Source organism: Polyangium jinanense (assembly GCF_028435365.1).
On sequence record NZ_JAGTJJ010000063.1, the window covers coordinates 45,442 to 58,790 of the forward strand.

At 67.7% G+C, this 13,349-nt stretch carries 9 protein-coding genes; 3 read left to right on the plus strand and 6 right to left on the minus strand.

Annotated features, from left to right (window positions below; genetic code table 11):
- Nucleotide 1: 1 nt before the first annotated feature.
- Nucleotides 2-1,048 carry a hypothetical protein gene (locus KEG57_RS46715; RefSeq protein WP_272425867.1) on the minus strand — a complete coding sequence of 349 codons (1,047 nt, stop codon included), beginning with the start codon at nucleotides 1,046-1,048 and terminating at the stop codon, nucleotides 2-4.
- A gap of 280 nt (nucleotides 1,049-1,328) precedes the next feature.
- On the opposite strand from KEG57_RS46715, the gene KEG57_RS46720 reads away from it, so the two are divergent.
- On the plus strand, nucleotides 1,329-2,564 hold the full coding sequence (locus KEG57_RS46720) for a CehA/McbA family metallohydrolase domain-containing protein (RefSeq protein ID WP_272425866.1): 1,236 nt from the start codon (nucleotides 1,329-1,331) through the stop codon (nucleotides 2,562-2,564).
- Between the two features lie 7 nt (nucleotides 2,565-2,571).
- On the opposite strand, the gene KEG57_RS46725 is transcribed toward KEG57_RS46720, so the two are convergent.
- From KEG57_RS46725 to KEG57_RS46735, 3 genes are read right to left on the minus strand one after another with little or no spacing between them, the layout of a single operon-like run.
- Nucleotides 2,572-3,714, minus strand: coding sequence for an FAD-dependent oxidoreductase (locus tag KEG57_RS46725; protein ID WP_272425865.1), 1,143 nt, complete (start codon nucleotides 3,712-3,714; stop codon nucleotides 2,572-2,574).
- Between the two features lie 28 nt (nucleotides 3,715-3,742).
- The gene (locus tag KEG57_RS46730; RefSeq protein ID WP_272425864.1) at nucleotides 3,743-5,221 is read right to left on the minus strand and encodes a LodA/GoxA family CTQ-dependent oxidase; all 1,479 of its coding nucleotides are present in this window, start codon (nucleotides 5,219-5,221) and stop codon (nucleotides 3,743-3,745) included.
- A 52-nt stretch (nucleotides 5,222-5,273) separates the two neighbouring features.
- Nucleotides 5,274-6,671 (minus strand): ferritin-like domain-containing protein, encoded by a 1,398-nt coding sequence (locus tag KEG57_RS46735; protein ID WP_272425863.1) that lies wholly within the window; start codon nucleotides 6,669-6,671, stop codon nucleotides 5,274-5,276.
- A 146-nt stretch (nucleotides 6,672-6,817) separates the two neighbouring features.
- On the opposite strand from KEG57_RS46735, the gene KEG57_RS46740 reads away from it, so the two are divergent.
- Complete coding sequence (locus KEG57_RS46740) at nucleotides 6,818-8,407, plus strand: ethanolamine ammonia-lyase reactivating factor EutA (protein WP_272425928.1); 1,590 nt, start codon at nucleotides 6,818-6,820, stop codon at nucleotides 8,405-8,407.
- A 14-nt stretch (nucleotides 8,408-8,421) separates the two neighbouring features.
- Nucleotides 8,422-10,620: an ethanolamine ammonia-lyase subunit EutB gene (gene eutB, locus KEG57_RS46745; RefSeq protein WP_272425862.1), complete on the plus strand. Its 2,199-nt coding sequence runs from the start codon at nucleotides 8,422-8,424 to the stop codon at nucleotides 10,618-10,620.
- A 36-nt stretch (nucleotides 10,621-10,656) separates the two neighbouring features.
- Here eutB and KEG57_RS46750 read toward each other — a convergent pair whose 3' ends face one another.
- Nucleotides 10,657-11,241 (minus strand): hypothetical protein, encoded by a 585-nt coding sequence (locus KEG57_RS46750; protein ID WP_272425861.1) that lies wholly within the window; start codon nucleotides 11,239-11,241, stop codon nucleotides 10,657-10,659.
- 79 nt (nucleotides 11,242-11,320) lie between these two features.
- The gene (locus KEG57_RS46755) at nucleotides 11,321-12,961 is read right to left on the minus strand and encodes a WGR domain-containing protein (RefSeq protein ID WP_272425860.1); all 1,641 of its coding nucleotides are present in this window, start codon (nucleotides 12,959-12,961) and stop codon (nucleotides 11,321-11,323) included.
- Nucleotides 12,962-13,349: the final 388 nt, after the last annotated feature.

The window sequence follows — 13,349 nt, forward strand, 5'->3', positions numbered from 1 at the left end:
GTCAGCCGAGCGGCCGCGATGCGAACGGGCGCCGCGGCCGCACGCGGCCGGTGAGCGCGAGCCACTCGGCGGCGCTGATGGGCTCTTCGAAGAGCGAGGCGTCGCTCCCATGCAGCCGGAAGAGCTCCACGATGAAGCGCATGCGATCGGCGAGCGAATCCCAGCGCTCGGCGCGGCTGCCGCAGGTCGACTGGATGTCGGCGTCGAAGCGCAGGACGAACGTGACGAGCTCCGGATCTTCGAGCGCTTCGAGGTACTCGCCGAAGGGCCCATCGGGCAGATCCGCGCCGAGTTTGTGGATGGCCGTACCGCCGCCGAGCTCGAGCTCCAGCATCGCCTTCGTGACGAGCGCGCGCGTGGTCGGGCCGCCGGGCATCGCGGCCGCGATCCGGCCTTGCAGGCGCGTCTGCTCCTGCAGCGCGACGTACAGGTTCGCCGCGTAAAGCAGCTCCGCTTTGCGTTTGCCCGCGTGCGTCCGGGCCGCTTCGAGGTAGCATTCGAAGGCGCGGCGCAGGATGTCCTGTCCGCCTCGATCGGGCGAGCCTTTCGTGAACGAGGCGAAGAACGCGGCGAGGGCCTCGTCGCCTTCGCGGTAGGCGCGCGCGAATCCGGCGAAGGCCGGGGCGACTTCCATGAAGACCTCGCGATTGCCCTCGCCGACCTCCCGCGAGACGTCGCGCAGGGTATCGAGCAAAAACCGCGCGCCCGGGACACGCGCCGCGGCGCGGGCGACGTATTGTTGTCCCGGCAGATCCTCGCCACGAATGGATTGTCCGGCGCGGCGCGAGGCCCAGGCGGCCATCGTGCACCAATTGATGCCGGCGCCGCTGCCGAGGAGATCCGCGACTTCGAGCGAAAGATCCCCGTAGGCCTGGGTGATGAGCAGGTTGCGCGCAGCGGCGTCCTTCATCGCCACGACCCGCGCGATGTAGTCCTCCGTCACGCGGCGCTCGATGCGGACGCCCGCCTCGACGAGGCGCGGGGATTCCTGGAGAACGGGCCGACGGGGAAGGACGTCCCATGCAAAGCTGAGGAGGAGCGCGATCATGCCGATTGTTCAAAGCACGCGGCGGGCCAGTCCCGCTGGGCTCGCCGGCGCGTCGTTTTTTCCGCGGATCCGCCGGGCGTCATGATTTTCGGCGCGGGAAACGTGCTCGGGTGCGGGCCCGAGCCTGCAGCATTGCGGGCTCCGGCGAGCAGGCAGGATTTCGGCAAATGGCGGGCATTCGACAGGGAAATGCCGTTTCGGCATCTTCCCATCTCTCCAAGGTTCGCCCCCGCTCCAGGATCCTCGTTTGCCGATCCGGCGCCCAAGCTCCGCGCTTGCCATGCCGTCCAAGCCCGGCCATGACAAGAGGAACCACGTGAAGCGCGCGCCCGAGACGGCCCTCCTCCTCGCCTTGATGCTGCTCGCCGGCTGCAGCCGTTCGATCTCGCATCACCTGCTCGACGCCAGCATGTCGAGCGCGCACCGGCCGGCGCCGCCCGTCGCTCCCGCGGCGGTCCTCCCGGAGGCGACGAGCCCGTATCAGCTCCTCGGCGGGGACATGCATTGCCACGTGAGCCCGCCCGACTCGCCCCGGCACGTGAGCCGCGGCATGGAGGAGACCGTGGAGCTCGTGCGCGCGGAGGGGCTCGACTTCGTCGTCCTCACGCCGCACGTGCCGTCACAGTTTTTCCAGAGCGAGTCCATGCGGCAGAGGGTGCAGGCCGAGCTCGCGGCGCTCGAACGGGCCGTGCCGCGAGGGGAGGGGGAGCCGATCTTCGTCGTGGGGTTCGAGTACACCGATTACCATTACGGCCACGTCGGGGCGGCGTTCGCGGATCTCGGCGCCGTGTACGCGGACGTCTCGGCGCGCGCGGCCCTCACCGATCCGGCGAAGTTTTTCCATGCATTCGTGCAGCATGGGGGGCTGCTCGTGATCAATCATCCGCTGCTCACGCCAATCGATTCGATCATCCCCATGGCACGGGCGAACCTCTCGTGGCGCCCGTTCACGGCGCCGGGGCCCTATCCGGAGGAGATCGTCGCGGCCGATCGGATCGCGCAGGCGTTCGAGGTGTACAACCTCGCGGTGACGGAGCTCCGGGATCGCTTTCTGCTCGGCGACACGGCTTCCACGCTGGAGGCGACGCTCGCGCGGCTCGATCGGGAGGTCCCGCTGCGCGCGCGGCCGCTCGTGCCGGTCGGGGGGTCGGACAGCCATAGTGGCCATCTGCGGGCGACGACGTTCGTGCTCGCGGAGGAGCGCTCGGCGAAGGGCGTGCGGGACGGCATCGTCGCGGGGCGCGTTTGCGTGCGGGATCCGGCGGCGTGCTCGTTCGAGGTGCGCGCTTCGGGCGGAACGTGGTTGCCGCCCGGGAGCGTGATTCGTGATGCGACGATGGTGGAGGTGCGGGCCCGGGGCGAGGAGGTCCGTTTCTGGGCGAATGGCACGGTCCTCGCGCCGGAGGAGCCCGGACACAGCGTGTTCGTCCCGGTCGCGCCGGGGAAATGCAGCGTCCTCCGGGCGCGGGTCGACGCGGGGTATTCGGGGCCGGTGTACGTGAATTGCCCCTTCTAGACGTCCTTCACGCTCGCTCGCGCGGCACGTGCCGATCGGGCACGAGTTTCGGCGAAAGCTCGTGGGCGGCCGCGCGAAACGCTTCGTGTCGTCGCCGCCAGAAAGGCGCCTCGGGCCAGCGTCGCTCCGCATCGTAGGTTTTTCCCCGCGTTCGCAAGTATTCTGCAAAATGAACGTGCGCCGCGCGCGCATGGGCGGCCATCGCCTCTCTCCCTGACAGGAGCGCGTTCGCCGCGGAGAGGCCCGCCGAGAGCCCCTCGAGGAGACCTCTGCCGCTCAAGGGGTCGAGCGCGCACGCAGCGTCGCCCACGGCGATCCAGCCGTCGCCCGTCACCTCGTCCCAGCATGCGCTCTCCGCAGGGGCCGCCTTCGGCGAGCCGGTGAGACGGCCTCTGCCCGCCCGCAGGCGCGTCCGCGGCGCATCCGCGAGCGCTCCTTGCCACGCTTCTGCGACCCCGCGTCCCCCCCGCGGCAGGAGGTCGGCGTCGGTCATGAAGGCGGCAACGAGGGTTCGTCCAGGCAATCGCGCCGAATACCAGAAGCCGGAAGGAGTCGCTTCGATCAACGTGCGCGCGTCCTCTTCGTTCGTGCCCTCGACGTAGCCCACCAGGGCGACCAGGCGATCGAACCTGATCCGGCGCGCGCTGGGCGCGGCGAGGCGGCGCCCAGCCCTGCCCGCGGCCTCGATCACGGCCTCCGCGTATAATACCTCAACGCGACCGTCCACGTCGACGGTGAGTCGACAGCCTCCCCGGGACGGCTCGCAGGCCTGGACATGGGCGCCGGTGCGCAGCGTCGCGCCCGACCGTATGGCTTCCGCGGCGAGGAATCGATCGAACCGCAATCGATCGAGGTGCCATCCGTGCCCGTAGGGGCTCCAGATGAACTCGTTCTCGTGCAGCTCTTCGCTCCCCCACGCGGACACGGTGCCCGGCGAGGGAAGGTGCCCTTCTTCGACGAACCTCTCCCATATCCCCAGTTGCTGCAAGGGCAAGAGCGCCTCGGGGGACAGGGTTTCGCCTGCGCGCAGGCGTTCGTATCGCCCGCGCTCCAGCACGAGCACTCTCTGGCCTGCGCGCGAGAGCGTGATGGCAGCGGAGCACCCGGCCGGCCCGCCGCCGATGACGGCCACGTCGAAGAAGGGAACCATTGGCGTTTTCCTGATGCGTTTTTCCGCCTCAGATCTCGCTGCGCTCGGCCTCGAGGAGGACCTCCTCGCCTGCCGCATTGCGGCGCGGCACGATGATTCCGAGCCGCCCGAACTTCTCGACCAGCTCCGTGTGATCATCGATGTCGCGCGTCCAGCCTGCGCTCGGCGTGGCGTCGTCCGGCCGGCGCATCACCATCGAGGGCCGCTGCGACGGCCACCACCCGACGCCGCACTTGAGAAAATCGGCCTGCCACGGCACGGCCATGCGCGCGGTGAGCGCGCCGGGCACGAGCGTCTCTTGTTCGCCTTCGGCGTTCACGAACGGGGCGGTCGTGAGGCGGCAGCGCTCGGCGTACATCGCCGCGGTTTTCATCTTCTCGCCGGCCTCGATACCCGGGTAGAAACCGCCGCCCACACAGGCGTCGAGCGCCGCGCGGTCGAGGCCGCCCGGGGTTACGCCGATGGGCTCCTCGGGCGCGGATGCATCGTCGACGAAGTTCTCCGCCAGCCACGCGTCGAGCGCCGCGAGCTGGACCTCGGTGAACATGAAATCGTTCAGGATGCCCGAATCTTGCGCATCCTTGACGAGCGCATATGCCGTCTGGCGTAGGGCGCTGGCCGCGGGGTCGCCTTTTCGAGACAGCGTCGTCCAATCGCGCGGGATGCTGTTCCACTGGGCCCATTGCTCCACCCAGCGCAGGCGGCTCGCGCGATTCAGGATGGGCAGGATGTCCCGCTTGAACGAGGGCGTCGCCGGCGGCGCCTCGAAGCCACGCGTGACCGACGCCTGGACCGCGATATCGTAGAGGGTGGTGATCCCACCGATGGCGGGCGCGTAATCGGGCGGCGCCACGATGACCCAGCTCGGCGCGTCGACCTCCCGTGTCTCGCCGTTCGGCAGCCGGATCGTCGCCGTCACCGGGCCGTCCGATACGTCGTCGTGCCAGCCCGGGTTGTTGGCGAAACTGTTGATGGGCTTTCCTGTCGGCACGGAGGCCGAATGGCCGTGCCCGCCGAGGACGAGCAGCCGGCCTGCTGCGTCCGTGCGCAGCTCGCCCAGATAGACCTCGGTCCCCATGAAGCGCGCCGCTCGGCTGGCCACGGCCGTCTGGTTTGCGCCGACGATCGGGTCGAAGACGGGCGCGATCACGAGCTCTTCCTCGGGCACGTCCGGGTTTCGAGGCATCTCCGAGGCGAAACCCTTCGAGGCTGCCTTGCGGTTGGCGAGACGAACGTGCCAGGTGATCTCCGCGTCGGCCGCGGTGATCTCCCGCAGGAGCCGCAGCGCTCCCTTGTCGGTCCTCTCGTATTCGTAGACGCGGAACCGTGCGGCCTGCCGCAGAATCCGGCCCGACGCGTCCTTGTATCGCTCCACGGGCTGCTCACCTTTCGGCGTAGGCACGACGCCCCGCTCGCCGGGGATCTCCGGACCGATGAAGAATGCGTCGCTGCTGTCGCCGACGCGCGCGACGCCGATTCCTGGGTGAATCTTGTAAACCTTCGCCATGGGTTCGTTCCTTCGTCTTCTCGATATCGTGAGTTCAAATGGCCATGGATCATCAAGCGACGGGTAAAATGGAAAGGAGGGGGCGGTCTTCGCGGCGCGCGGAGTCGAGCATTTGAAGGCTCGCGATCAGTGCCCTGGCCGAGGGGCTTGGGTCGATTTCGTTGAGCCGCGCGAGCAGGCGCTCCGAGCGCGCGGTGAGCTCCCTCAAAAGTTGCAAGCCTTCGTTTCTCCCGGAGGGCAGGGCGGCGGGCGCGCTCCACGCGGGGGCTGCGCGGTCGCCGTCCAGCGCACCGCCTTCTTTGCGCGGGAGCTGCAAGAGGCGCCGGGTCACGCGCGTTATGCCCGTCTTCATCTCGTCCAGCGACCCATCCACGTACCTCGCGCGCGCCTCGTCCGACGCAGGCGTGGAGAGTGCAAGGTCGATGAGGAGCAAAAGCAGGTGATAGCGGACATCGAATAGCTCCGCCCACATGCGCGCGAGGGGGTTGGTGATACGGTTCTGCTCGCGCTCGGCGTCGGTGTGCGGCTCCGTCGAGAGGCTTGGATTCGTCGGGACCGGGAGAATCCGCGGGGGGGGTCCGACGAGGCTGCGATACCCCTCGAGGAAGGCGTGGAAATGCGAGTCGTCGTCGTCGAGCAAGCCCTCCCCTTGGGCCATGATTCGGTAGAGCGCCTTGAACGCATCCGCGCGGTCGCCGACGGGGTCGACGTAGAAATGGGGCACGCTGCCGCTCCACTCGGCCGCGTTCGTCTGGAAGGGCAGGACCTCGTCCCTGGGCCTGAGCGCGCGGATGTGCCAGCCAGCCGGCATGCCCGTCTCCGGCGTGAGCGTGAGCGGGCCCTCGGGACCATCCCCCTCCTGGAAGAGCCAGTAGATCTTCATATAAATGGCGCCCACCCGTTGCACGTCTCCGGGGACGGCGCCGTTTGCCTCGGCGAGGATCGCCTGCACCTCGCTGCGCAGCTCGGGCGGGACCAGATCGAGCGTAGGCATCTCGAGCGCGACGTATTTGGCGAGGGCGACGCGGCTCGCGGGCTCGAGGCGGAACGGGATGGGATCGAGCTCGCTCGGGGGCCCATCGTCGCGGCGCCCAAGGAACGGCTCGGCCCCGAGGACACGCAGCAGGTTCTGCACCGTGGCGAAATGCGCCATCTCCTGTTCGGCGATGGTGCGAATCGTCTTCGCGAGAGGATTTCGTATATCGTCGAACGAAAACGCGGCGTAGAGGTACTGGACCATCAGCGCGTGCTCGACGCCAGCCGCGATTCGTAAGAGCTCGATGGCTTCTTCCTCCGGGGTCGCGACATTCTCGATGGTGGGGATCCCCGTGGCCTGGAGGACGCGATTCATGGCCTCCTCGCGGAGGCCGCGCGGCGTTCGCACGGCCGCGAGGCCCTGGATCGATAGCCGTTTCGCACCCACCCAGGACAACCGTTTGATTAGGGTCATGCTGGCTCCTTGCGTGTGCTCGATGGAGATCGAGCCTCCGCGGGCACCTGTTTGCACGGCGCATGCCACGATGATTCCCTTGCCTTACGAGGAGGAAATACGTGCGTCAGGGCAGACGTGGCGCCGAAGGGGGGGCGCGCCGCAGCATGCCCTTGCGTGGTCGCGCAATATCTTGCAGCCCGGCTCATCCGTCGCGGAGCGCGCGAGCCCAGGCTCCCCAACATCGGAGGGGCGAACTTCCGAGGCGAAAGGACGCTATCCCCGGGCCGAGATCCGTGGTCTACTTGCGGGGGAGAGGAGCCTGGGGGGGCACGTTGAGCGGCACGGTCAGCCTGTTGGGTCTCGACTTCGGCAGCACGACCAGCAGTGCGATGGTCGCGTCCGCCACGATGGTACGCAATTGCGTCACCGGTCGGGTGGAGCTCCGCCGGCTCACCGAGGAATATCGGTCCGTCCCGGTCTTCACGCCCCTCCGTGAGGGACGTATCGATGAGGGCGCGGTCGTGGCGCTCCTCGATCGTTGGCTCGCCGAAGGGGATTTGCAGGGGAAAGAGATCTTCGGCGGCGGCGCGCTCATCACGGGGCTTTCGGCCCAGCGGGACAATGCGGCGGCGCTCTCGTCGCTGCTCCGTGCGCGCCTCGGTGACGCCATCCTCGTGGCCTCCGGCGACGCGAACCTCGAGTCCTGGATGGCGTTTCTCGGGAGCGCGGCGCGGCTCTCGCGACACCATCCCGAGGTCGAGATCGTGAACCTCGACATCGGCGGCGGGACGACGAACCTCGCGCTCGGAATCGACGGAGAGGTCCGCCGCACGGGCTGTCTGTTCGTGGGGGCGAGGCATCTCCAGGTCGAGCCTGGGAGTCATCGGATCGTCGCGATGTCGAGGTATGCCCGGGCGCTCTTCGATCACCTGGGAATTGCACGCGGGCCCGGGGATACGTTGTCTCCCGGCGACGTCGACGCGGTGCTCTCGTTTTACGTCGCGCTCCTCGAATCCGCGGTCACCGGGCGCGCTGAGCCGTTCACGACGCCCGTCGCGCGCCTGCATTTGCACACGGACCTCGGGCTCGAACCACCCGCGCCGCACGTGCCCCGCGTCGTCACGCTCTCGGGTGGCGTAGGCGCGCTCGTCTACGACAAACTACAGGGCGCGCCGTGGCCGCAGACGACGTGTTTCGGGGATCTCGGCATTGATCTCGCCCAGCGTATCCTCGCGTCCGAGGTCCTCGCGCGTGACCTCGCGGCATGGATCCCCGACCATTTCGGCCGCACGACGGTCTTCGGAATGATGCGGCACAGTATGGACATCTCCGGCGCGACCGTTTTTCTCTCGTCGCCCGGCGTCCTACCCCTGCGCGACTTGCCCATCCTCGGCCGCCTGGGAAGCGATGCGGATGCCGCGCGCGTGCACGCGCTGCTTCGCCTCGTGCGCGAGAGCCCGTCCGGCGGCTGTTTGCGGGTCGAATGGCACGGTCCTCCGCTCGTGGCCATCCGCCGGCTCGGCGCTTTGCTCGGCGACGAATTGAAGGCGCGTCCCCTCGGGCCCGACCAGGCGCTCGTCTTGTTCGTGGCTGAAAACGTGGGCAAAACCCTCGGCCAGTACGTCAGCGACTGGGGCCAAAGCCCGGTCCGCCTCGTCGTCATCGACGAGGTCGTCGTCAAGGACGCCCGCTTCGCGCAGATCGGGCGCATGAAGGATCACGTCGTTCCTGTCTGGTATTACGGGCTGGATTGAGAAACGAGGAAACGATGCAGCAGGTTCCAGAGGCGCTCGTGCCATTGTCCGACATCGTCGTCCCGCGGCCGCGGCCGCCTGAGTTCTATCGGACGACCGTCCTCGACGAGGAGATCTCGTTCCTCGGCCTGAAAGCGCTCCTCGGCGCTGCCGACGAGAACAAGGCGGGCGATCGAAACGCGGGGCTCGCGGCAAAGAGCGCCCGGCACCGCGAGGCCGCTCGGACGATTCTGTCATCGCTCACGCTGCGGCACCTCTACGACCATCCGCTCACCGACGACGACGGGAACGTCGATTCCGTCATGCGGGTCAATTACACGATCGATCACGCCGTCTTTGCCGAGATCGAATCGATGACCGTGGGCGGGCTGAAAAACCATCTCCTGCGCTCGCCGGGCGCGGAGAGCGCGCGCGTGGGCAAGGCCTTGACTGGCGTGATGGCGGCCGCGCTGGCCAAGATCTGCGACGTGCACGAGCTCATCTTTCTCGCTCGACGCATCCCGCGACCCACGAAAGCGCGGACGACCCTCGGTTTGCCCGGGACCTTGTCTTCGCGCCTGCAGCCGAACCATCCCACCGATGATCTGCGTGGGATCACGCTGCTCTTGTATTGGGGGCTCTCGATGGGCGCGGGGGATGCGCTGCTGGGCATCAATCCTGCCATCGATACCGTCGAGAACATTTCCGGGCTTCTCCGTCACCTCGACAAAGTCCGCCGGCAGACGGGCGTGCCCACGCAGATCTGCGTCCTCGGGCACATCAAAACGCAGCTCGCTTGCCTCGAACGAGGTGCGCCGGTCGAGATCCTCTTTCAGAGCCTGGCCGGCACCGAGAAGACGCTCACGGCCGAGTTCGACGTGACCGTCGAGTTGCTCGACCAGGGCTATCGGACCATGCGCGAAAAGGGAGCGCTCGGGCCGGACGCGCGTCAATTCATGTATTTCGAGACCGGTCAGGGGAGCGAATTCACCTACGGCAAGCACCACGGCATCGACATGACGACGACGGAGGCCCTCTGTTACGGCCTCGCCCGCCGCTACGATCCCTTCATGGTGAACAACGTCACGGGCTTCATCGGGCCGGAGACGCACCTCGACAATTTCGAGATGATCGTGTCGAACCTGCAGGACCACTTCATGGGCAAGCTGCTCGGTTTGCCCATGGGCATGGCGCCGTGCTTCACGCTCCACTCGCACATCACGCTCGAAGGCCAGCAGATGGCCACGCAGATGCTGACCGCGGCGGGCGCGAATTACTACATGGATGTCGCGCTGAATACGGATCGAATGCTCGCGTATTTCGATACCAGCGGCCACGACGACCAGACCTTGCGCGAGCTGTACGGGAAGCGGGTGACGCCCGAGTACGAGGCGTGGGCGATCGAGCGGGGGATTTTCCGCAAAGAGGAGGACGGTAGCCTCGCCCGCGGCCCGCACTGGGGAGATTTGCGCCGGTTCCTTTCGTCGGACGCGGAGCTTTCGGGGCTGCTCGCGACCACGCCGGCCCTGCATGGATTCGAATCCGCCGGTCCGCGGCCCGCCGACGAGGTCAGCCGCCGCGTTCGGCTTCATCAGGCCGTCGGCCGCGAGGCGACGCAGAGCGTGCTCTGCGTCGATGCGTTGCAAGAGGTCGTCGATTTCCGGGTGGTCGCCACGGACGCCCATTCCAAGGAAGCGCACCTCCATTCACCCTCCCTGGGTGCGCGGGTCGCCGCAAACCACCGCGCCGCGCTCCTTCCCGAGCGCCGCCAGGTGCAGATCCTCGTCTCCGACGGGCTCAGCGCCGAGGCCGTCCACCACAATGCCAGCGAGCTGCTCCCCGTCCTCCTCGACGGCTTGAATGCTCGCGGCATCACCATGGGCAAACCCATCCTGGCCCCGAACGGGCGGGTGAAGCTCTCCGAGGATGTCGCGGAGCTCGTGCAATGTGATCTCGTGATCTGCTTGATCGGCGAGCGCCCCGGCGGCGACGCCCTCGCGTCGCGTAGCCTCTCGGCCTACCTGGTGTATTGCCTGCGCGACGACGAAACGAGGCGGAAAGCCGCTGCGTTCAGCGGCAATCCCGAGGCACGTTTCGAGTATACGGTGCTCTCGAACATCTATGCCGGTGGGCTGCCGCCGCTCGAAGCGGGCGGCGTCATTGCCGAGAAGGTGTTCGAGGTGCTGGAGCGCCGGGCGGCCGGCAATCGCCTGGAGGCGTTGCTCTCGTCTTGAGGCAGGAAAGAGGGGCTCGCGGGGGGGTTCGTCCCGTCAGGGCACGCGCTTCGCCGTGGCCTTCGCCGTGATCGGGCCGGCGCCAGGCGTGGGGCACCCGCACTTCGAGTACACGAGCGTGCCCGTCGCGTCGTCGCCCGCGAGCACGAGCGTGATCTCGCGCTTCTCGCATTGATCCTCGCCCGAGAAGCAATACGACGTGTCGCTCTTCAGGGTGAGTGTACATCCGTCCGCCGAGACCGATCCGGTCGCCGTATACGAGGCGGGCATCGGAGGCTCAGGGTTGCAGCTATGCATGGGCGCCGTGTCATCGCCCTCGAAGGTGACGCTGATCGAGACGTCGGACGCGTTTGGCGTGACCGTCAAGAGATCGCCCGCGGGGACGCAGCCGTCCGCGTCTTGCTCGTAGGTGATCTGCCACTTGCCCGCGGCGGAGCAGGCATCGGGATTTCCGCCGCCCGAGCCGCCGGTTCCGCCGGTCCCACCCGAGCCGCCGGAGCCGCCGGAGCCACCCGCGCCGCCATTGCCGGCGCTGCCGCCACCGTCACTGCAGGCAGGGAACACGGAAAGCGCGAGGGTCGCTGCAAGGAATGCTGAAGAGAACGCAAGAGAAGGTCGCATGGGCCGAGGATAGCCGCCGTGAGCGGACCTCGCCAGGCCACAAAACTGCTCTTGCGCGGGAGGGGAAGGGGCTTTTCGTTTACTGCGCGAGGCGACGAATCTCGCCGAGCACGCGGTAGAACCCGCCGCCCGCGGCCTCCCGCACCTCGTCGACGACGTAACGCGCGCCCTCGACGCGGATGTTGCGCGGGAACTGGCAGTTGTACGACGACTTGAAGCCCGGCGAGACGACATGCACGCGGAGCTTGCCGCCTTGCTTGACGCATTCGACGATCACGCCCTTCGTCGTATCGCGCGTGGTCTCGAGCTGCGTCGAGGGGATCTCCTCGACCTTCGCCGGAGCCTTGATGTCGCGCGCGACCGGAACCTCGCCCGCCTGCGCCTTCTGGATCGCCTCCTCGCTCGCGTCGATGCAAGCGAGCGAGCCGTCGGTCGTGACGATGTAGAGCCGCTCGTCGCGGTATTGCATCGAGTACGCCGAGCCGCACCCCGTCGCGAGCTTCCACAGGCGCTTGCCGGCCGCGTCGAAGCAATAAATGGTGGAGCTCGAGTCGCCGCCGAAGATGTACTTGCCGCCGGGCGAGGCCGCGCAGGAGTAGACCGTGTCGTCGCAATCGCAGACGACGCCGGGTTTGCCGTCCTTCGAGAAGACGTACACCTTGTCGTCCATCGTGCCGGCATAAACGTCCGAGGCCTCCTGCCAGCCGAAGAGCACCGAGCCGCGCGTCTTCGCCTCCCAGACCGCCTTGCCGTCCTTCCAGGCGTACTTCGTCACGCCCGCGGAATGGCCGTGATAGACGCCCTTCTCGTCGGCGCGCACCATCCAGCCGCTAGAACCCTTGCTCTTCTTGCGCCAGTTCGTCTCGTTTTCGTGATCGAAGATCGCAATGTTGCCGTCGGCGTCGGAGACGCAGAGCTTGCCGCGGTAGATGTCGAGCCAGAAGATGTCGACGTTCTCCTCGACCTCGTACGCGAGGCGCGGGACATGGCCGCCGAGGTCGTAGACGTTGCCATCGTCGCAGCCGGCATAACGCCAATCGTCGTCGGCGATGATGCATTTCACGCCGTCGGGGAGCTTATATTGCTGCTCGATCGTGCCGTCCGCGGTCACAGCGAACACGGCGCCGCTCTGGTTGCCGACCCAGAAGAGCTTCGTGTCGATGTAAATGCCGAGCGCCGCGTCGCCAGAGGAGAACTTCCACAAAACGGGCGCGCGCTTCGCCGTCGAGGGCTTGCTCTGGATCGTCCGGCGGGTGACGGCGCGCTTCTGCCGCACACCCATCACGGCCGACTCGTAGCCCTTCTTCTTCTTCTCGTTGATCTTCTTCTGCGCAAACGCGACCGCCTCAGCCGCCGTGCGGAACTTCTGCTCCTGCTTCTGGCCGCCATCGCCGATCCGGCCGTACCGAATCGAGACCTTCGTCCCGTCGATCACCACTTCGTAAAACTTGTGCGAACCCCCGCCGTCCTCGGAGAGCTCGAGGTACGTGCGGTTCGAGTCCGCAGCAGCGGCAGCGGGAGCAGGAGCAGGCGCAGGCGCGGCAGCGGCGGCCGTCGTGGCCCGGCCGGAGGAGGAAGCGGCGCGGCTGCGTTTGGCAGCGGGGGCGGGGGCGCGCGCGGCGCTCGTCCGCGGGGCCGAGGTGGTGCGGGTCGACGCAGCGCTCGGAGACGCTTTGCGCGCGCTCTTTTTCGTGGTGCTCGGTGTACGTTTGGTGGCCATGGCGTGCTCTCCTCCGGTTTTCCGGGAAGCCGATGAGAGCACGACGCGCAGGCGCCCGTCACCACCTCATCTGGGAGGCGCCGCGCTGGGGCTTTGCCCCAGGCCCCACCGGGGCTATCCGCCCCTGGACCCGGACCAGCGCAAGCGCTGGACCCGGGGTCGATGAACTGCGCATCGCGCAGTTCATCGAACAGGCCGAGTCAAGACCAGGAGCGACCCTGCCCATCAAGACAGCCGCGTTGCCATTTCGACCGGCAATGCCGTCCTTGGTCTTGCCACCGGCCGTTGGAAGAACTGCGCGCAGCGCAGTTCTTCCACCAAAGGTCCAGGGCTTGCCCTGGTTCGGGTCGAGGGGCGAACAGCCCCCGCGGGGTCCGGGGCAGGGCCC